This window comes from Pseudoalteromonas sp. P1-30, assembly GCF_001400005.1.
Taxonomy (GTDB): domain Bacteria; phylum Pseudomonadota; class Gammaproteobacteria; order Enterobacterales; family Alteromonadaceae; genus Pseudoalteromonas; species Pseudoalteromonas atlantica.
In genome coordinates, this window is the sequence record NZ_LKBC01000012.1 from 46,318 (window position 1) to 65,113 (window position 18,796).

Genomic DNA, 18,796 nt, shown 5'->3' on the forward strand with positions numbered 1-18,796 from the left:
TCTAAATTACGAGCTGATCAAGGTTTCTAATAAGCTCAGATTAATCGGTTTCAAAAGTACATGATTAATATTTAAATCTTTGATCTGCTTAGGATCGGGCTCTGCACCACTAACAATCACCAAGCTTAAGTCAGGGTAACGTTCGTTAATTTGCTTACCTAAATCGACACCACGCCCGTCAGGTAAGTGCATATCTAGCAAAACCTTATTAAATTGTTGGTCATGATTGAGGGTTTGTAAACACTGTGCACACGTTGAGGTAATAACGGTTTCTACCCCTAAACTTTCTAGCAACAACTGCGTAATTTGCGCTGCATCTTGGTCGTCCTCAACCAATAAAAAGCGCTGCTTTTTCTCTATTACAGCTTTGTCGCTGTGAATGTTTTTAGCTTGAGGCGCATGCTCTGGCGATACTAAGTAATCTTGTAAGCATTGATACAAAGAAGAGCTATCAACGGGCTTTGGTATTACATCGTTAAAGCCAAGGGCTGCCAGCTCTTCATGTATGCCTTTCATAGTGGCGGCAGTAAGCGCAATAATTGGGCCTGTGTAGCCCATTTTTCTAAGCTCTATTGTGGCTTCTTTACCACCCATTACAGGCATATGTATATCAATAAAAATAATATCATAAGGCGAGCGATACGCTTGTGCAATTCTAACTTTTTCAAGCGCTTGCTGGCCATGCTCGGCGTAGTCTACGCGCGCACCACATGTGCTAATCATATGACCAACTAACATGCGTAAATCGCGTAAATCATCAACCACTAATACGCGGCCAGTCACTTTGCATGGCGCTGATTTTGTCTGTAATTGCGAGCCACTACTAAAGTTTAATACTTGGCGTTCTACTTCGCTTATATCACCTGGGTACACCGAAATAGTAAAGGTAGAGCCTTCGCCCATTCTAGAGGTTAAATCAATACTGCCGTGCATACGCGTTAATAGCTCGGCACAAATAGCAAGGCCTAAGCCTGCTCCGCCAACAGAGCGCGATTCTACATCGGCTATTTGCTCAAAGGGTTTAAAAATTAATGCTTGTTTTTCAGGGGCAATCCCCATGCCTGAATCTTTAATACTAAAAAATAGCATTTCTTGGCCTTCAACCCACTCGGTCCAGGCACTAACCACTATTTCGCCCTTTTCGGTAAATTTAACCGCATTATTGATTAAGTTAATGAGTATTTGGCGTACGCGGGTGGCATCTACTCTAACAATAAGAGGTAAAGGCTGTAGAGACTCAAAGCGAAGCTTTAAACCTTTATCAAGCACAGATACACGCATTAAGGTGTAAACATCAGCCAGCATGCTATCTAAGTTTACTTCACTTAAGGTGAGCTCTAATTTGTCGGCAGCAATTTTAGATAAATCGAGCACGTCGTTTAACAAGCTCAGCAAGTGCTTACCGTTTCGGTAAATAACCCCTAATTCGTTTTCGGCCTGTTTGCTAAAGTCGCTTTGTAGCAGTAACTCTGTGTAACCTAATATAGATGAAAGTGGGGTACGTAATTCGTGGCTTAAGTGGGCTAAAAATCTGTCTTTTGAGCGGTTCTCTGCCTCGGCTTTTAAACGCTCTACTCGCTCGCCTTCAACATCTTTACGCGCTAAAGCATAACGTATAGCGCGAGCAAACCGGCTCGAACTCATTTCTGTTTTTATAAGGTAATCTACCGCGCCGGCATCTAGTGCTGCAGAGTCTAATTCATCATTAGATTGCCCTGTAAGCATAATAATTGGCCCGCTAAACCCATTAGCAATGGCCTTTTTTAATACACTTAGCCCATTTGAGGCGCCTAATCGATAATCAAGCAAACAAATATCGTGATCGTTTTTACTTAAAATGCTTATTGCTTGCTCAGGAGAGCTTATCCAATCTATGTCAAATGTATGTGAATCTAACTGATCTAAGTAGTCGCAAGTGAGAATGTAATCATCTTCATCGTCTTCTACTAAAAGTAAGCGAGTCACTTTATCTAACATACTACCTCCTTTTAATTGCATTTAATAAGCCCCTAATTAGGGGCTTAATGTTGCTACTTATTTAGTCGTTAAACGTTGTCGGCAGCTCTACAAATTCTACCCAGTATTTTCCTAGGGTTTTCATTAAATCAACCAAGCCATCAAACGTTACCGGTTTAGTAATATAAGAGGCCGCGCCTAAGTTATAGCCTTTAACCATGTCTTCTTCTTGCTTAGAGGTGGTTAAAATAACAACCGGTATGCCTTTAAGGTTTGGGTTTGACTTAATGGCCTCAAGTGCTTCACGGCCATCCATACGTGGCATATTTAAATCAAGCAAAATCAACCCTGGGCGTGGCGATGAATTTTTATCTTCAAACTTACCCTTGCGCTCTAAGTACTCTAATAATTCAACCCCATCTTCCACAAAATGCAGCTCGTTTAATACACGGCTTTCGGCTAGCGCATCTTGCGTGAGTAGGCGATCATCCTCGTCATCATCTGCCATTAATATTGTAATAGGTTTCACTTTTGAATACGGCATCTAAGCCTCTCCTTGAAGTGTGAAAAGCGTTGTTTCCACAGGTAATTTTATTATGAAGGTTGCCCCTTCACCATCTTTACTATGAGCGGTAATTATCCCACCATGCCGCTCAACTATACGCCTACAAACTGAAAGCCCAATCCCTGTGCCTTTATATTCCGAACGCCCATGCAGGCGCTGAAATGGTACAAATATTTTATCAGCATACTCTTGTGAGAAACCAATACCATTATCTTTTATGGTAATAATTTGCCAACCCACTTTTTCGTTGTGCTCTTCACTAAACTCGTCTTTGTGCTCGTACATTACGCTTATGTGTGGCTCAACACCTGGTTTTCTAAACTTAACAGCGTTAGACAGTAAGTTTAAAAACAACTGCTGCATTTGGCTTTTATCGGCTTGAATAACCGGTAGTTCGCCCACCTCTACGTGCGCATTGCTTTCTTTAATGGCAACTTCTAAATCACTTAAAATGTCGTCAACTACTTCTTTTAAGTCAGTGTCATCAAAGTCTTTACCTCGCGTTGTTACCCGCGAAAACTCTAGCAAGTCATTAATAAGGTTAGACATACGTTGCGCTGCATTTTTCATACGGCCTATGTAATCTATGCCTTTTTCGCCCAGCTCATCTTTAAACATGGTTTCTAGGCGGTCACTAAATGCTTGAATTTTTCGAAGTGGTTCTTGTAAGTCATGGCTGGCAACAAACGCAAACTCTTCAAGCTCACGGTTTGAGCGGCTCAGCTCGTCTGAATATAAGGTCAGCTCTTGCGTGCGCTCAGACACTTTAGTTGCAAGTGTTTCGTTTTGTCTTTCAAGCTCCTCACGGTATTTAGCCGCGTTTCTTAAGTTTAGGCGTGTTAATAAAAACATACCTATTATTAAAAGCGCACTGGTAACCGCTGTAATAGCAAAGGTGATTTTTGCTTCATTTTTTATTTGTGCCAGCTTAGAAAAATGGCTCACCTTAAACAGTAATTCTCGGTCTTGAATATCATTAACCTTGATGCGAATTTCTTTATAAAGCTCTCGCCCTCTGTGCGTATTTAATACATATAACGCACGGCGCTCTTTATCATTAGTAGCCAGCTTAACCGTTTGTTTAAGCTCTTTAATTTTTGCTTCGGTTAATACTAACAGCTCAGCAATTCGCTCTGCTTGGCCATCAATTTCAGAGTGTAGTGACTTTACATGCTCCATTTGTGATTCTATTTGCCCTATCGCATCGTAATAGGGCATTAAATAATCTTCTTCTTCGGTGAGTAAGTAGCCGCGCTGGCCAGACTCTGCCTGCACAACAGATAAGTGAAGACTCTCAATAGCATCGGCTAATAAGCTAGTGTTATCCAAGCTTTTTTGCGTTTGCGTTAATCCCTGAATAGTACTTAATGCTAAAAATGCATTGCCAACAATAATACACAGTACTATTGCGATAAAAGCGGCCCACGTTATATTCGTTTTACCCTGCTGCTTTTGCTTACTCATTATGCGTATATACCTAATTTTAAATGGCTACTTGTTATTAAAATCAGTAATGTTTTGCAAGCTTTCGCTACATTGCTGACAGTTTGAAATTATTTTATCGAGTGCCGCTAACGCTTTGTCTTTTGGCATGTCGTTTTCTAACACCAATTTGATTAGCTCTGCATTCATAGAAATTCTATTCAGTGGAGCTCTCGCATCATGTACCAATTTATTTAGCGTATTGACCTCTTTTTCATCACTCATATTACTTCCTATACCTACTTATACTCTCCAATTCCGCCGTATGCGTTTAATCGGTTATACAATGTTTTTGTACTTATCCCTAGCATTTGCGCAGCTAGCGTTTTATTACCTTGCACCTTATCTAGCGTGGCGTGGATTAACTCTTTTTCGACTTCTTCAATGGTTTGCCCAGCCGAAACATGGTTGTCGGCCACTTGCGTATTTACACGCGAAAACGGCGACTCTAAGTTATCCGGAAGTGTAATTTCGCTCGATTGTGGGTCGCTCATAATAAAGGCGCGATGGATAGCGTGGCGAAGCTCACGCACATTGCCTGGCCACTCGTATTGCTGTAGTTCTTTTAGCTGCTCGTTGTGCCAATAAAACGAAGTGCCATTTTCATCGTTAAGCTGCTCTAAAAAGGCTTTCGCAAGCAGTGGAATATCTTCTTTTCGTTCACGCAGCGCAGGTATATCAATGGGAAAAACCGCAAGCCTAAAGTAAATATCTTCACGAATAATATTGTTTTGCGCTAAGTCGGTCAGCGAGCGGTTAGTAGCAGAAATAACGCGGCAGTTTATAGGCAGTTCACGATTGCCGCCTACACGTGTTACTTTTTTAGTCTCAAGCACGCGCAGTAAGTTTGGCTGCATATCTATAGGCATTTCGGTTACTTCATCTAAAAATAACGTACCGCCGTCTGCTTGCTCAAACACCCCTTCTTTACGGGCAATTGCACCTGTAAAAGCCCCTTTTTCATGGCCAAATAACTCACTACCTATTAATTCTTTAGAGAGCGCACCACAGTTGCTCGCCACTAAAGGGCCTTCGCATTGGCTTGCATTATGAATGGCTTGGGCGACCACTTCTTTACCTGCACCGCTTTCCCCCATTAGCATTACGTTAGCATTGGTTTTAGCTACGCGCTCTATCATGGTGTAGAGCTTTTGCATTGGTTCTGATTCACCAATTAAACTATTAAAATGGCGCTTAATTGCAGGTTTTTTAGCTTTTTTAGCTGTTTTTTTAGGGCCGTTTAATACCAGCTCTAGGTCTTCGCGTTGCAGCGGCTTTAATAAATGCCCAACATCTTGCTCACACATGTCTGCCAAAATCCCTTTTACTGAAGGGTGGCCAGAAATAAGCGTCACTTTTGGAGACTGCCCAATCATTTTTAAATGATCGAGTAAATGAAGACCACTGCCATCTGGCAGCATAAAATCGAGCAATACGTGATCAAAGGTATTATTTTCAAACCATTGATGTGCTTCTTTTAAGCTAGTTGCAGTACAAATGTTGTGCCCGAGGAATTCGACAATGTGGCAAACAACGTCACTAAATTCAACGTCATCATCGACTAAAAGTATGTTTAACATGATAAATCCCTATGCTTTTCTTCTTATTCTACGCACCCTATTTTACAAATAAAAGGGGCTACTAGAATCTCTTAAAAATGATTAAACTATTGAGTCTTTTAACGTTTAATTTTAACAACCCAGTATGTACGTAAACTTAAGCCATACCGATCATAATTTTTAAAAATAATTAGAATTATTTTTACTACTCGCCTAAGTATACCAGCTGATATAATTTTGCTTTTAAAAAGGAGACAAAATGCAATTATTAAAAACAATGGTCCACCCTGGCATAAATTTAAACCAAGGCACTCAATTTACCCGCCGCACAGGCCGCGCCATTGTGATTAAAGATGCACACATTTTATTAATGTATACCAATCGCTACGAAGACTACAGTTTACCCGGCGGCGGTGTAGATGAAGGTGAAACCCTAGAGCAAGGGTTAATAAGAGAGCTTAGCGAAGAAACTGGCGCGCAAAATATACAGGTTATTAAACCCTTTGGGTTATACGAAGAGTACCGCCCTTGGTACAAAGACGACTTTGATATTATACATATACAGTCGTATTGCTATTTATGCGATACAGACAAAGAGCTTGGCAAAGCACAGCTTGAACATTACGAGCAACAAAATGGTATGACGCCTAAATGGGTCAATATATACGACGCCATTGCACACAACGAGCGCACAATGAGCCTTAGTGAAAAACAAGGGCTGTCTATCATTCGTGAAACTTACCTACTAAAACAAATAGCACAGCAACTGTTTAACTAAGGCTGTAAAATTTGCATAAAGCAGTATTTTTTACTGCTTACTCATCACTCGCTTTTTATTTACATCCCATAATTAAATTTAAAGCGACCACTATTCAATAACTTAAACTCTATTTTACTTTATAAAACAAACTGGCTTTGTGTTTGCACCCTTACTGATAACTAATTTGTAAGGAGATAAAAATGAGTAACACAGTTAAAACAATCAACCCCGCAACTGAACAAACCATCGATACCTACACGCTGCTTTCTCAAGAGGAAGCTGAGCAGGTAGTCGAAAAATCTCACGAAACATATTTAAAATGGCGCCAAACCTCATTTACCGAGCGTGCTAAGTATTTAAATAAACTAGCCTCTTTATTTGAAGAGCAAAAAGAAGCCATTGCTAAGTTAATGACCGAAGAAATGGGTAAAGTGTACGAGCAAGGTTTTCAAGAAATTGAACTGTGCGCTGGTATTTGTCGTTACACAGCCGAAAACGGCCCACAAGTACTTGGCGATGAAGAGCGCGATATGGATGGCGGCCGCGCTATTGTTAGCTACCAACCAACGGGCGTTTTATTAGGTATTCAGCCTTGGAACTTCCCGCTTTACCAAGTAATTCGTTACAGTGCAGCTAACATTATGGCCGGTAATACCACCGTACTTAAACATGCCGGTAATGTATTTGGTATGGCAGAGAAAATCGATACCCTGTTTAAACAAGCGGGCTTCCCTGAATATTGCTTTAGCAACTTACTTATTGATGGCAAAACTGCCAGCGCGCTTATTTCACACAAAGCAATCAGCGGCGTAACATTTACAGGCAGTGACGCTACCGGTAAAAAAGTAGCTGAAGAAGCAGGTAAATACGTTAAAAAAACAGTGCTTGAGCTTGGCAGTAACGATGCCTACTTAGTACTTGATGATGCAGATTTAGACCTTGCTGTTGAAACCTGTGTTACAGGGCGCATGATCAACAACGGCGAAACCTGTGTATCGGCAAAACGCTTTGTGGTTGTAGAGTCACTATATGATGACTTTAAAGAAAAAATTAAAGCGCAATTTGAAGCATTAAAAATGGGCGACCCAATGGCCGAAGATACAGATTTAGGCCCAATGGCTCGTGAAGATTTACGTGATAAAATTCACGACCAAGTAATGCAATCCGTTGAAGCAGGTGCAAATGTAGTAACAGGCGGTGAAGTGCCATCGCAAACAGGTTACTACTACCCACCGACTATTCTTGATAATTTATCGCCGGGCATGCCAGCATACGATGACGAATTATTTGGCCCTGTAGCCTCGCTCATTAAAGCAAAAGACAACGACGATGCAATGCGCATCGCTAACGACTCTCGCTATGGTTTAGGCGGTGGTATTTTCTCTAAAGATGAGAAAAAAGCCATTGAACTGGCTAAAAAGCACTTTGATACCGGTATGATCAATATTAACGGTTACGGCCTTGCCCAACCAAACCTACCGTTTGGTGGTGTTAAAGAAAGTGGCTACGGCCGAGAGCACGGCGGCTTTGGTATGCGCGAGTTTGTAAATATCAAATGTATTATGATTAATAGCTAATTTAGCTATACACGTATTAAAAGAATATTTATACGTGTTTTAAAAAATATTATTAAGCCTAAAGGTGAGCAATCACTTTTAGGCTTTTTTATGGGTATAGCTACTAAGTGTAATGCGTTTAAAGACTATATTTTGCTTAGAAATTCACACCTAAAACTTCACTTCCCAATTTAGCTTATTTAGTAAAAGCCCAAGCATGTTGTTTAAAATTGTGATTTCAGATTGCTCGATAAGCTCTGTAAAACTTAGCGCTAAGATTTGATATATAGAAGTTGGTAAAAAACCTAAAGATTTGATGGGTAGACTTAAAATGACAGACAATAATGAGCGAGAATCGGTCATTGAGGCTGGCTAAACATCGTCGTTAATAGATTGGTTAAACTGCTCTTTGCGCATATATTCATGAAGATGAGCGACGAGCGCATATATTCATGAAGATGAGCGACGAGCGCATATTGTTCTATTTATCTTTTCTTTAAAGTTTCAGAAAACTTAGTGATAGTAATACCTTAGGTTATTTGTTAAAACTATATCATGCAGAGAAATGAGCGTAGCGTCGGCAGAAATATACGCGATGAGCGCACTATTAAATTGTTAGACATATTATTTAATTAAGCAAGGAGCACTAATTGTATTTTTATATTGATGAAAGCGGTCATACGGGCGCAAATCTATTTGATGAAAATCAACCAATACTTTATTACGGAGTCTTATCAAGTAAGATAAATTTAGATGCTGCGGCTGAAAGCAAAGTTATCGCAATCCGTAAAAAATTAGATGTCGATAGGCTGCATGCTGCGGAGCTAGGAAATGGTAAGCTTGTAACTATTGTTAAAGATATTGAAAAATTAAAAAAGCAATATGACTTACGTTTTGATATTTATCGTGTAGCAAAGGTTGATCATGCTCTTATAAGTTTTTTTGACCAAGTATTTGATCAAGGTGTTAATCCTGCTGTACCGTGGTTGTCATATTGGACTCCTATGCGTTACGTACTTTTAATTAAGCTCTCTACTTTATTTGATGAAGAGTTACTTAAAAAAGCATGGGCTGCAAGAGTTAATATAAAAACAGATGAAGCCAATCTAGCCCTAACTTCGATTTGCAATACTTTATTAACTAGAGTTGGAAGTTTGCCTGATAAAAGATCTCAACAAGTTTTAACTGATGCCCTTACTTGGGCAGCTAAAAACCCTGATAACATTTATTACAATATCAAAAAGAAAAAAGATCTTCTTGATATTACTCCCAATTTAATTGGTTTTCAGTCGGTTATGAGTGGTATTGCTAACCGACTATTAAAAAATGGGAAAAAAGCCTCAAAGATTGTAGTTGATCAACAAACGCAATTTAATAAAGCACAAATTAAACTATCTGATTTTTATGCTAAACATAAAAAAACTCCCTTGGTTAGTGGACCAGGGCTACCAGATATTGATTATTCAGGTATGCCTGAAGTACCGATTGCTTGTACCTCTGGAATGGAAAGTGTGGGACTTGAAATAGTAGATCTTTATTTATGGATATTTAAGCGTCATTTGGAAGGTAAAGAACTTGCCCCTGAATTATTTCCGATAATCAAAGGTCAATTTCATCGAGGACGTACAGATGAAATATCAATTCAAGCTATCGAAAGTCGCTGGAGTAAATGGTTTCAAAATCTACCTGACCCAACAGTAGAGCAACATGAAAAAGGACAAGAGATGCTTAAAGTGGATGAAGAAAGAAGACTGGCAGCAGTTGCTAAAAAAGCCTAACAAAAACATTAAACGGAAAAATTACAGTTGGCTGTTTTTCGTTCCTCAAACATTATAGCCAACTATAATTTTCCGCTTATGTAAGCGTTAACTACCTCTGAGGAATCGAGTGAAAATAATTATCAAAAGCCCAGTAGCAACACTAGCAATTATTGCTGCGGTTTTGGTGCTTGCTGTTTTCTTAATATCAGCTTTCTGGGATGACGTTAGTAGCACAGTACTGCCAAACACAATACTTGGTCTTTATAACAAGGATTTTTGGGAAAACTTCTTAGTTGAAATGCACGGCATTGTATTCGAGCTATCTATTATTGGTGTTTTAATTCTATGGCTAGATTCTAAAAGGAGTAAGTCAGGCGAAATAACAAGATTAAGAGAAGACCTAGAAGACTACTCAGTTTTAGACTTTCCCGAAATTAACGTGAAAAAATTAGGCCATATAAAAAGACTGAATGAGCATAATATCAAAAATATAGATGTGCAAAATCTAGTTTTAAATGGGCTAAAAGTAAAAGGAATAATTGCTGAGGGCTCTAGACTTATTGGGCTAAAAATTGTTGAGGGCTCTATTATTGGTTCTATTTTTAAATCTATGAAAATGAGATCATCAAACTTTCAGAAAAGCACGATTAAAAGTACTACTTTTGAGTCCTGCGAGCTACTAAAAAGTAAGTTTAATGAATCAATATGCAAGGGAGTAGATTTTACTAACTCGTCCCTTGAAAGAGCTGAATTCACAAATTCAGACTTACAAAGCAGTATTTTCAATGGGTGCGATGTCCGAGAGGCAAAGTTTGATGGCGCTAACCTTAAACATGCATCTTTCCATAACGCAATGCACCTAACTTCCGAGCTTCTGCTGAGAGCAAAGAACTTAGACTACGTTAAAGTATCAGATGAAATAATGGCGGAGCTGATTGCTCAGAGGCCTGATATGAAATATCAGAAGAATAAGGGCCGGCCTTGAAGGAATTGAACCTTCACACAACTCAAGAGCTGCTGACCCGCATCCGGCCTATCGAAGCGTCAAAGTATCAGTCGGTTATAGTGCTGTCAATATTTAACAAGCGCAAAAAATCGGAAAAATTACTCGCTGCGCTCTCAATTTCCCGCTGTTGCGAGCGTTACCACTGTTTGCAATTGGCACTCTCCTGCGACTCGACAGGAAAAAAAGAAAAAAAAGGGGTCAAAAATATTGACTTCATACATCAAAGTTTACCAATGACCGCTCAAGCCACTCGACAACATAAATATTGATTATAATTGGCAAGGTATTTTACTGTGTCGGATGGCGCTTCGCTTATCCGACCTACACAAGCTAATAGCTAGCTCTTCTCAAACCTTGGAACCTTTCGTTTATCGGCTTTGCTCATAGCAAGCTCTTGTATCTCTTCTTGCTTTAGCTCTTTTGGTTTATCTTCTAATGAATGCTGCTTGGCGTTTTCATACACCAGCTCGGTAAGCAGTGCAAAGTGGTCGGAGCCATATTTAGCAAGGCGCTTAATGCGCTTTACTTTAAAGCCTGGGCTGTGAAATAAATGATCGAGCGGCCAGCGCATAAAAAAGTAACTTGCGTGAAAGGTGTTATAAAAGCCACGACCTTTACGTGGGTCTAAAAAACCACTTATTTGCATAAATAAACGGGTGCTGCGCGACCATGCCACATCGTTTAAATCACCGGCTACAATGGTCGGGCGTGTTGGCTTTTTAAGTGCTTTAGCGACCATTATTAGCTCTGAGTCGCGTGGGCGCGATGAGTCTTCTTCAGTGGGACTTGGTGGCGCGGGGTGTATAAAGTGCCCTTGCATTTCAAGGCCTTCATTGTTTTCGAACAGGATATGAATTGAAGGAATATCATCTTCAATGAGCTCACATATTTGCGCATCAAGAATTTTAAATTTACTGTATAAATGCATGCCGTAGCGGTTGTCTTTAGGGCATTCAATATAATAGGGGTAGTTTTTTTTAAGAACAGCTAATTTATTTTCCCACCAGCTGTCGCTTTCAAGGGTAATTAATAAGTCGGGCTGGTGTTTATCAACCAGTGAGATTAATTGCTCACTATTGTGGTTTGACATAAGCACATTAGCCGACATGATTCTAACACTGTGATCTTCGCTCACTGAGGCCGTTTTAACTTCTTTTTTAGCAAGCCAAGTGTATGGAAATATCCACTTACCTTGTAATGCCATGGTTAGTAATGCGGTTAAAGCAGTATACAAATACCCGCTATTGCCGCTTTGCCACAGTAAATAAAACGATATAATTGCAACAGCGCTGGCTATATAAAATACCTGTAGTCGAACAAAGTCGCAGCTGCGCACTAAGTAGTGCTGACTGTATGACATAGGTAACAAGGTCACTAATAAAAAAAAGCCAATGATTATAGCCAGTGCAATGAGCATTTAAATATCCTTATAAATTGTACTTAACGAGTTAAAATTGAAAGTATTTCTCGGGTATCGTGCACCATGTGTATAACTGTACTGTCTATTTTTATACTTACTGTACCATTATCTCTAGAACGTTCAATAACGCGGCCTTGTTTATATACATTGCGGTCTAGGTAATCGCCTCTATGGTAACGCTTACTTAACCCTGGTGGCGTCCACCCAGCACGCACTAACTTTTTTTGCTGCTTTTTAGATAGTTTCTTACTGCTTTTATAGTTGTGCTGCTGATGTTTATGGTGGCCATTTTTATGGCCGTGATTGTTTTTGTCGGGCTTTGCCTGTGCATTAACGCTAACCAAGGCACCCGCTAAAAAAACCGTATATAAAAACGCTTTCATAAATAATCTCTAATAATGTTAATAGCTAAAGATTATCAAACACGCCTGAACATCATATGAAACTGCAAGCAGCTATTTATCTCGGCTTGTACTGTGTTTTGCAATGGCTGCGCATTATGGCTGGGTCTCGCAGTTTTAAATGCTTGGTTTTACGCCCTGCGTGGCGTTTGCGCCACACTTTAAAACTACCCTTTGAAATATGCTCTCGCATAAACACGACCAGCTGTGAATAATTAAGCCCGTATAACTGCTCTATAGCCTCAAAGGGGGTTCTGTCTTCCCACGCCATTTCTATAATTCGCGATTGCTGCTCTGCGTTAAACATGGTTATCTCTTAAAATTTAAACTTATACGAGAAGAAAAAATACATAGATCATCACTCAAAACCGAATATCGCTGTATAATAAACACACTACCATAAGAAAAAATCGGATTTACATTTATGCGCACATTACTGCTGCTTTTAGCTTTTAGTTTTTCTTCGCTATTATTAGCCGCGCCTAATAAAACGCTGCGCTGTGCAACTACCCATTACCCGCCTTTTACAATTTATGACGATAAAACACATACCTTTACAGGCATAGACATAGACTATTTAGCTTTTATAGAGCGTAATTTGGAAGTAACCATTGAGCTGGTGCATTTACCGTGGGCACGCATTAAAAAAGAAATGAAGTTAGGTTACTACGATTGTTACTTTGCGCTGGCTAATAATACCGAGCGTGCGCAATATTTAGAATTTACCACTGAGCCGCTACACACCACTCAATTTGGTTTATTTAGCACAGAAAAAGCAACCCTTAATAATGACTTATCAAATTCACGTATTGCTATGCTAAGAGGCGTTAAATTACCCAATGTACTGGCAAAAGAATACAATATTAAACAAAGCAACTTTATGCATTCACTCTCCACTAAAGCCACGTTTGATTTGCTTGATAAACAGCGTGTTGACTACGCAATAACTAATTATCAAGCCGGCTTATGGTACTCAAAAGGTTATAAAAACATACATGCTAAGCAGCTTGAAGGCTACGCCCTACCTGTTTATATTGCTTTTAAGCACGGCGTGGTCAACATCGCACTCGTTGATGAGCAAATAAAACGCTATAAAGCGCAATTCGGTGTGCATTAATAAGGTAGGCAATGTTAACTAAATTACCAAAATGGGTTGAATACGGCGCGTTTGCGCTCGCTTTTATTGCTGGCATTGTGAATGCCGTAGGGTTATTAGGGTTTGAGCATCAGGCTATTTCACACCTTTCGGGCAGTGTTACTTTACTTGGTATAAAACTAATGAGCAGTACCTCTGCTGCGCTACTACTAATGAGTATAGTTTTAAGCTTTATGCTGGGCTCTGCCCTTTCTGGTTTTTTACTTACTGGCGGCTCGTTAAAGCTTGGCCGCCATTACGACACCCTATTATTTATTGAAGGCCTATTACTGCTTTTAAGCGCCTATTTACTCAGCCGCGCCCATGTTTATGGTATTACGCTTGCTTCTGCTGCCTGTGGTTTACAAAACGCCCTTGCCACTAACTACAGCGGCGCAGTAGTGCGCACCACTCATTTAACCGGTATTTTTACCGACCTAGGTTTAATGATAGGCAAAGCGCTAAAAGGTGAACCCTTTGATACCCGCAAAGGCGTTATGTTTTTACTTATTATTATTGGTTTTTTACTTGGCGGTATTACTGGGTTTATTTTATTTGAGTATTACTCAATACTCGCCTTAGCGGTGCCTGCACTAGCGTGCTTTGTATTATCAGTAACATATAGGTTATATAGAGTACGCGCACTTTAACGCAAGCAGTTTAAAAACTGTTTAAAACACCTTACCATGGCGTTAATAAAGCGTTACTCACCTTAAAGGAATGTATGAAACCTTATATTTTGCCGCTGTTATTACCACTCAGCCACGTTGCACTTGCTGATAATAAAAACGATGATGCAATAGAAACCATAACAACAACCGCATCACGTACAGAAGCACTGGCTACCCCCTATCCGCTCACTATTAGTACCTTATCTGAAGCGCAGTTAAATAGCATTGCACCTACTCATGTTGAAGAGTCGTTACAACGTATTGCAGGTGCTAACGTACAGCGCGGAAATGGGCAAGAATACCTACCGGCTCTTCGCTCGCCGGTGCTCTCGGGCGCGGCAGCCTGTGGCGGCATACTAACCCTTGAAGATGGCATTCCACTGCGTGCTGCAGGCTTTTGTAATATTAACGAGCTTTTTGAAGCGCATAGTGAAATGGCAAAGCGTATTGAAGTATTAAAAGGGCCGGGCTCTGCACTGTATGGCTCAAACTCCGTACACGGTGTAATTAACGTAATAACACCTGATACAACCCAAGGCGGTGGATTAGTCGGGCTTGATTATGGCTCATACGGGTATGCCCGTTATAAGCTTCGCGCTGGGCAAGACTACGGCAACAGTGGTATTGGCATAAACGCAAGTGTTACCGACGATACCGGTTACCGCGATGATGAAAGCGTTAAACAGCAAAAAATAAATATTCGTCATCGTTTTGAGCACTCAAACCTATTGCTTACCTCTGGCCTTACATACACAAATTTAGATCAGCACACTGCGGGCTTTATTACGGGTTTTGAAAGCTATAAAAACGAAGACATAGCACAGCAAAACTTTGACCCCGATGCATTTAGAAAAGCCCGCTCATTTAGAGCGTGGAGCAACGCCCAGTGGCAATTAAAAAACGGCAATGTGCTTTCTATTACGCCTTATGTGCGCGACCAAAGCATGGACTTTTTTAAGCATTTTTTACCTGGCACCCCGCTTGAAACCAACAGTCAAACTGGCATAGGTGTGCAATCGCTTTATCAACATAACTTGCAAAGTAATGTAAAAGTAAACCTAGGGCTTGATGGCGAATACACTCGCAGCGACTTTACTCAAAGCCAAAACGAGCCAACTCAAGGCTCTGCATTTTTAGTAGCTACAGTACCGCAAGGCAAACACTACGATTACGACGTAAACGCAACCCTGTATGCGCCGTTTGCATCAGTTGAGTGGCAATTAAATAAATGGTTTATTAGCGCCGGCCTCAGGTATGAGCATATGCAGTACGATTACACTAATAATATGCTCACAGGGCGCACAACAGAAGACGGCACAGAATGTGGTTTTGGCGGTTGCCGTTATAGTCGCCCAGCCAGTGGTAAAAATAGCTTTAGCAATACCTCACCTAAATTTGGCGTGAGCTACAAGGCCAACAAAAATAATACGCTATACGCTAACTTTTCGCGTGGCTACCGAGCGCCGCAAGCGGCAGAGCTTTACCAATTACAACGCGAGCAAACCACCGCCGATTTAAACCCCGAAATAGCCAATAATGCCGAGCTTGGTTTAAAAGGATATTACAGCAATGTAAGTTACGCATTGGCTGTGTATGCTATGAGCAAACACAATACTATTTATCGTGATAGCGACTTCTTTAACGTTAATGATGGCAGTTCACGTCACAGAGGTATTGAGCTTGAAGTAGATTATGCATTAAGCAAAACGCTTAACTTACAATTTGCAGGTACGCATGCAAAGCACACGTATACCAATAATCAGTTAATTAATGGGCTAAATATAAACGGTAACAACGTAGACACCGCGCCTCGCAATGTGGCTAACCTTGATTTGACTTGGCAAGCCTTTAATAACCTAGCGCTTGCACTGCAATGGCATAGCGTAAGTAGTTACTATACCGACCCAGAAAACCTACATAGCTACGAGGGGCATGATATTTTAAGCTTGCGTGCAAAGTGGCAAGTTACCAATAATTTAGAAGTGCTTGCACGTATAATTAACCTTACCGATGAAGCTTATGCAGAGCGTGCTGATTACACCAGCTTTACTGGCGATAGGTACTTCCCTGGTAAACCACGTAACGCCATGCTTTCAGCTACGTACACGTGGTAAAACCATGTATAAAGGTTAATTTAAATCGCCCATATATTTAGTGGGCGATTTTCCCATTACTTTTTTAAACATAGTTATAAACGCACTCACCGATTCGTACCCCAATAATGCCGACACTTGCTGTACAGTTTGCCCATCTGATAGAGCCTGCAGCGCTGTAATTATATGTAATTGCATTCGCCACTTACCAAAGGTCATACCGGTTTGCTTTTTTATAAGCCGTGCCAACGTCCGCTCGGTTAAAGCAAAATCGTGTGCCCATTGCGCAAGGGTTTTACGATTATTTGGCTGTGCGAGTAACTGCTGCCCCATTGCTTGAATAACCGCATGCTTAGATAACACAAAGTCGAGCGGCTGGGCGGGCATTTCAATTAATAAATCAAACAGTACCTGAGCTAAACGTGCTGTTTTAGTGTCTTCATTATAGGCTTGGTGTTCGCTCGCTAGTTTTAGCATTAAACTTTTTACCAGCCCCGTTATTGCTAATGTACAGGTATGCTGTGGCATGCCGTGCTTATTGGCATCAATAAATACAAAACATAATTTGGCGTTATCAGATGCGCGATTGCTGTGTAAGGTGTTTGCAGGTACCCAAATAGCACTGTGCGTTGGCACCATCCACATTTTATTAGCCGCTTCGCAGGTAACATAACCATCAAGCGCTAAAATTAGCTGCCCCTTAGGGTGAGTGTGTAACGGGTATTCTTTGCTGCCTTGCGCGGTATCTACTTTGGCAATTATAGGCTGTACCATGTGCTCGTAGTTTTGTAGGTATCCCCACCCTTTAGGCTCAAACATATTTTGTCAGTTTTTAGTTATTCAATGTCAGTATAGCTAAATTATAATACTGCTGATTTGTTTATACTAGCGCCAATAATTAGCTAACTTATTTTGTAATAATGACTCACACACCTCACAGCAATGCCGGTATGTCGCGCTTTTCAAGCGTATTGCTTGTAATGGGTATTTTACTTATTGCCGCCAATTTACGTGCGCCTTTTACAGGGGTTGCCCCTGTGCTTGAACAAATAATTGCGCATTTTAATTTAACCGCTTCGCAAGCAGGCTTTATTACCACGTTACCGCTAATTGCCTTTGCCATTATATCGCCTATGGCTGCAAGCCTGGCTAAGCGCCAAGGGCTTGAGCGCACATTGTTTTTTGCTGTATTTTTAATATTACTGGGTATTGCCGCACGGGTGGTTAATTCATCCATTATGCTATTTGTAGGCACAGCCATAATAGGCGCAGGTATTGCCATAGCTAACGTATTGCTACCAAGTATAATAAAACGCGACTTTGCGGCAAAAGTGGCGGTAATGACCTCTGCTTATGTACTCACTATGGGCATTGCCTCGGGTGGCTTTTCAGCATTAGTTTATCCGCTTAGCCAATATGAAGGGTTAGGCTGGCAGTTTGCATTAGGGGCTAGTGCACTCATTACAATTACCACTTTAATTGTGTGGATGGCGCAATTAAATAAACACACAAAACCGGCACAAACAGCACAGGCCTCAACACTTAATAAAAGCGTATGGCGCTACCTACTTGCTTGGCAAATTACACTATTGCTAGGTTTAAATTCGTTTTTAAATTACATCATTATCACATGGCTGCCTAGCATACTCACCGAAGCGGGCCAAAGCGCAACGCAAGCAGGCGCGTATCATGGTGCTTTTCAAATTGCGACCGCCATACCTGGGCTTGTGCTTATACCTTTGCTAGGAAAATTAAAAGATCAAAGTGCGCTTAGCTTTATACTCGCATCACTGAGTGCGTGCTGTGCGCTAGGACTACTTTATATGCCAAGCTTTGCATTAGTGTGGACGCTACTACTTGGCTTTAGCTCGGGGGCGTGTTTTATTTTAGGGCTGTCGTTTATTAGCTTACGTACCGATAACTCCACGCAAGCGGCTTCGCTTTCGGGTATGTCACAAAGTATTGGCTATTTGTTGGCGGCTATTGGCCCTATGGTAGCTGGGGCGCTACATACAAGTACCGGCAGCTGGAGTGCGCCGCTTTGGTTATGTGCAGGTGCAGGTGTGTTATGTGCTACATGTGGATGGTTTAGCGGCAAAAACACCACGCTTAATAATAGTTAACTTACTAGCTGCTGTAACCATGAAAACAAGCCCGTTGCTGGCTTTTTTACGGGGCGATGCTTTTGCTCAAAGCGTTTATTAGCAGCTTGTCGTTGCTCGCGGCGCAGCTGTGCTAAATTAGCTTTTGCAGCAAAACGCAAACGCTGCTCTTGGGTCAGTTCGTCATTAAAGTTAATGGCTGACTTTTTAACTGCTCGGCTGCTTTTCGGTGAACTACACATATTTTTCTCCAAATGACTGTCTTATAAATAGACAGTCATTTGGTTAAAAAAATTTCATTTAATAATCTTTGCTTATCATTTTATGCTG

General features: G+C 40.7%; 20 protein-coding genes. 9 read left to right on the top strand and 11 right to left on the bottom strand.

What is annotated here, in order from left to right; genetic code table 11:
* Window positions 1-6: 6 nt before the first annotated feature.
* The 5 genes from AN395_RS15375 to AN395_RS15395 form a co-directional block, all read right to left on the bottom strand.
* Complete coding sequence (locus AN395_RS15375) at window positions 7-1,977, bottom strand: hybrid sensor histidine kinase/response regulator (RefSeq protein WP_054983543.1); 1,971 nt, start codon at window positions 1,975-1,977, stop codon at window positions 7-9.
* A 61-nt stretch (window positions 1,978-2,038) separates the two neighbouring features.
* Window positions 2,039-2,500 (bottom strand): response regulator, encoded by a 462-nt coding sequence (locus tag AN395_RS15380; RefSeq protein WP_054983504.1) that lies wholly within the window; start codon window positions 2,498-2,500, stop codon window positions 2,039-2,041.
* Window positions 2,501-3,985 carry an ATP-binding protein gene (locus tag AN395_RS15385; RefSeq protein ID WP_054983505.1) on the bottom strand — a complete coding sequence of 495 codons (1,485 nt, stop codon included), beginning with the start codon at window positions 3,983-3,985 and terminating at the stop codon, window positions 2,501-2,503. It abuts the gene before it with no gap.
* 27 nt (window positions 3,986-4,012) lie between these two features.
* Complete coding sequence (locus AN395_RS15390) at window positions 4,013-4,228, bottom strand: hypothetical protein (RefSeq protein ID WP_004588505.1); 216 nt, start codon at window positions 4,226-4,228, stop codon at window positions 4,013-4,015.
* Between the two features lie 14 nt (window positions 4,229-4,242).
* Window positions 4,243-5,583, bottom strand: coding sequence for a sigma-54 dependent transcriptional regulator (locus tag AN395_RS15395; RefSeq protein ID WP_054983506.1), 1,341 nt, complete (start codon window positions 5,581-5,583; stop codon window positions 4,243-4,245).
* A 238-nt stretch (window positions 5,584-5,821) separates the two neighbouring features.
* On the opposite strand from AN395_RS15395, the gene AN395_RS15400 reads away from it, so the two are divergent.
* Together AN395_RS15400 and AN395_RS15405 are read left to right on the top strand one after the other, a co-directional pair.
* The gene (locus AN395_RS15400; protein ID WP_054983507.1) at window positions 5,822-6,340 is read left to right on the top strand and encodes an NUDIX hydrolase; all 519 of its coding nucleotides are present in this window, start codon (window positions 5,822-5,824) and stop codon (window positions 6,338-6,340) included.
* 182 nt (window positions 6,341-6,522) lie between these two features.
* Window positions 6,523-7,899: an NAD-dependent succinate-semialdehyde dehydrogenase gene (locus AN395_RS15405; RefSeq protein WP_004588502.1), complete on the top strand. Its 1,377-nt coding sequence runs from the start codon at window positions 6,523-6,525 to the stop codon at window positions 7,897-7,899.
* Between the two features lie 150 nt (window positions 7,900-8,049).
* Here the strand turns inward: AN395_RS15405 and AN395_RS15410 are convergent, their stop codons facing one another.
* Window positions 8,050-8,241: a hypothetical protein gene (locus AN395_RS15410; RefSeq protein WP_054983508.1), complete on the bottom strand. Its 192-nt coding sequence runs from the start codon at window positions 8,239-8,241 to the stop codon at window positions 8,050-8,052.
* A 287-nt stretch (window positions 8,242-8,528) separates the two neighbouring features.
* Here AN395_RS15410 and AN395_RS15415 point away from each other — a divergent pair, with 287 nt between their 5' ends.
* The 3 genes from AN395_RS15415 to AN395_RS15425 all read left to right on the top strand — a co-directional run bounded on the left by AN395_RS15415 (window position 8,529) and on the right by AN395_RS15425 (window position 10,913).
* Entirely contained in the window at window positions 8,529-9,656 is a 1,128-nt protein-coding gene (locus AN395_RS15415; RefSeq protein ID WP_054983509.1) for a DUF3800 domain-containing protein, read from the top strand.
* A 109-nt stretch (window positions 9,657-9,765) separates the two neighbouring features.
* The gene (locus AN395_RS15420; protein ID WP_054983510.1) at window positions 9,766-10,623 is read left to right on the top strand and encodes a pentapeptide repeat-containing protein; all 858 of its coding nucleotides are present in this window, start codon (window positions 9,766-9,768) and stop codon (window positions 10,621-10,623) included.
* The gene (locus AN395_RS15425) at window positions 10,620-10,913 is read left to right on the top strand and encodes a hypothetical protein (protein WP_054983511.1); all 294 of its coding nucleotides are present in this window, start codon (window positions 10,620-10,622) and stop codon (window positions 10,911-10,913) included. Before AN395_RS15420 ends, AN395_RS15425 begins: the two co-directional genes overlap by 4 nt.
* A 68-nt stretch (window positions 10,914-10,981) precedes the next feature.
* Here the strand turns inward: AN395_RS15425 and AN395_RS15430 are convergent, their stop codons facing one another.
* From AN395_RS15430 to AN395_RS15440, 3 genes are all read right to left on the bottom strand, one after another.
* Window positions 10,982-12,061, bottom strand: a complete 1,080-nt coding sequence (locus AN395_RS15430) for an endonuclease/exonuclease/phosphatase family protein (protein WP_054983512.1) — start codon at window positions 12,059-12,061, stop codon at window positions 10,982-10,984.
* A 23-nt stretch (window positions 12,062-12,084) separates the two neighbouring features.
* Window positions 12,085-12,447 (bottom strand): hypothetical protein, encoded by a 363-nt coding sequence (locus AN395_RS15435; protein WP_054983513.1) that lies wholly within the window; start codon window positions 12,445-12,447, stop codon window positions 12,085-12,087.
* A gap of 76 nt (window positions 12,448-12,523) precedes the next feature.
* Complete coding sequence (locus AN395_RS15440) at window positions 12,524-12,772, bottom strand: TIGR03643 family protein (RefSeq protein ID WP_054983514.1); 249 nt, start codon at window positions 12,770-12,772, stop codon at window positions 12,524-12,526.
* A 117-nt stretch (window positions 12,773-12,889) separates the two neighbouring features.
* Here AN395_RS15440 and AN395_RS15445 point away from each other — a divergent pair, with 117 nt between their 5' ends.
* The 3 genes from AN395_RS15445 (at window position 12,890) to AN395_RS15455 (ending at window position 16,385) form a co-directional block, all read left to right on the top strand.
* Window positions 12,890-13,582, top strand: a complete 693-nt coding sequence (locus AN395_RS15445; protein ID WP_054983515.1) for an ABC transporter substrate-binding protein — start codon at window positions 12,890-12,892, stop codon at window positions 13,580-13,582.
* A gap of 11 nt (window positions 13,583-13,593) precedes the next feature.
* A complete protein-coding gene (locus tag AN395_RS15450) occupies window positions 13,594-14,250 on the top strand; it encodes a YoaK family protein (RefSeq protein WP_054983516.1) in 657 nt (218 codons plus the stop codon).
* A gap of 74 nt (window positions 14,251-14,324) precedes the next feature.
* The gene (locus AN395_RS15455; RefSeq protein WP_054983517.1) at window positions 14,325-16,385 is read left to right on the top strand and encodes a TonB-dependent receptor; all 2,061 of its coding nucleotides are present in this window, start codon (window positions 14,325-14,327) and stop codon (window positions 16,383-16,385) included.
* 15 nt (window positions 16,386-16,400) lie between these two features.
* On the opposite strand, the gene AN395_RS15460 is transcribed toward AN395_RS15455, so the two are convergent.
* Window positions 16,401-17,183: a helix-turn-helix domain-containing protein gene (locus AN395_RS15460; protein WP_054983518.1), complete on the bottom strand. Its 783-nt coding sequence runs from the start codon at window positions 17,181-17,183 to the stop codon at window positions 16,401-16,403.
* Between the two features lie 101 nt (window positions 17,184-17,284).
* Here AN395_RS15460 and AN395_RS15465 point away from each other — a divergent pair, with 101 nt between their 5' ends.
* Window positions 17,285-18,487: an MFS transporter gene (locus AN395_RS15465; protein ID WP_054983519.1), complete on the top strand. Its 1,203-nt coding sequence runs from the start codon at window positions 17,285-17,287 to the stop codon at window positions 18,485-18,487.
* Here the strand turns inward: AN395_RS15465 and AN395_RS15470 are convergent.
* Window positions 18,484-18,708, bottom strand: coding sequence for a hypothetical protein (locus AN395_RS15470; protein ID WP_054983520.1), 225 nt, complete (start codon window positions 18,706-18,708; stop codon window positions 18,484-18,486). The genes AN395_RS15465 and AN395_RS15470 overlap by 4 nt on opposite strands.
* Between the last annotated feature and the right edge of the window lie 88 nt (window positions 18,709-18,796).

What these genes read in the sequence shown, in the direction of transcription:
- AN395_RS15385 (WP_054983505.1), bottom strand. Translation starts at nt 3,985, where the DNA reads ATGAGTAAGCAAAAGCAGCAGGGTAAAACGAATATAACGTGGGCCGCT.
- AN395_RS15435 (WP_054983513.1), bottom strand. Translation starts at nt 12,447, where the DNA reads ATGAAAGCGTTTTTATATACGGTTTTTTTAGCGGGTGCCTTGGTTAGC.
- AN395_RS15400 (WP_054983507.1), top strand. Translation starts at nt 5,822, where the DNA reads ATGCAATTATTAAAAACAATGGTCCACCCTGGCATAAATTTAAACCAA.
- AN395_RS15395 (WP_054983506.1), bottom strand. Translation starts at nt 5,583, where the DNA reads ATGTTAAACATACTTTTAGTCGATGATGACGTTGAATTTAGTGACGTT.
- AN395_RS15455 (WP_054983517.1), top strand. Translation starts at nt 14,325, where the DNA reads ATGAAACCTTATATTTTGCCGCTGTTATTACCACTCAGCCACGTTGCA.
- AN395_RS15470 (WP_054983520.1), bottom strand. Translation starts at nt 18,708, where the DNA reads ATGTGTAGTTCACCGAAAAGCAGCCGAGCAGTTAAAAAGTCAGCCATT.
- AN395_RS15390 (WP_004588505.1), bottom strand. Translation starts at nt 4,228, where the DNA reads ATGAGTGATGAAAAAGAGGTCAATACGCTAAATAAATTGGTACATGAT.
- AN395_RS15380 (WP_054983504.1), bottom strand. Translation starts at nt 2,500, where the DNA reads ATGCCGTATTCAAAAGTGAAACCTATTACAATATTAATGGCAGATGAT.
- AN395_RS15445 (WP_054983515.1), top strand. Translation starts at nt 12,890, where the DNA reads ATGCGCACATTACTGCTGCTTTTAGCTTTTAGTTTTTCTTCGCTATTA.
- AN395_RS15450 (WP_054983516.1), top strand. Translation starts at nt 13,594, where the DNA reads ATGTTAACTAAATTACCAAAATGGGTTGAATACGGCGCGTTTGCGCTC.
- AN395_RS15465 (WP_054983519.1), top strand. Translation starts at nt 17,285, where the DNA reads ATGACTCACACACCTCACAGCAATGCCGGTATGTCGCGCTTTTCAAGC.
- AN395_RS15430 (WP_054983512.1), bottom strand. Translation starts at nt 12,061, where the DNA reads ATGCTCATTGCACTGGCTATAATCATTGGCTTTTTTTTATTAGTGACC.
- AN395_RS15440 (WP_054983514.1), bottom strand. Translation starts at nt 12,772, where the DNA reads ATGTTTAACGCAGAGCAGCAATCGCGAATTATAGAAATGGCGTGGGAA.
- AN395_RS15460 (WP_054983518.1), bottom strand. Translation starts at nt 17,183, where the DNA reads ATGTTTGAGCCTAAAGGGTGGGGATACCTACAAAACTACGAGCACATG.
- AN395_RS15375 (WP_054983543.1), bottom strand. Translation starts at nt 1,977, where the DNA reads ATGTTAGATAAAGTGACTCGCTTACTTTTAGTAGAAGACGATGAAGAT.
- AN395_RS15405 (WP_004588502.1), top strand. Translation starts at nt 6,523, where the DNA reads ATGAGTAACACAGTTAAAACAATCAACCCCGCAACTGAACAAACCATC.
- AN395_RS15410 (WP_054983508.1), bottom strand. Translation starts at nt 8,241, where the DNA reads ATGACCGATTCTCGCTCATTATTGTCTGTCATTTTAAGTCTACCCATC.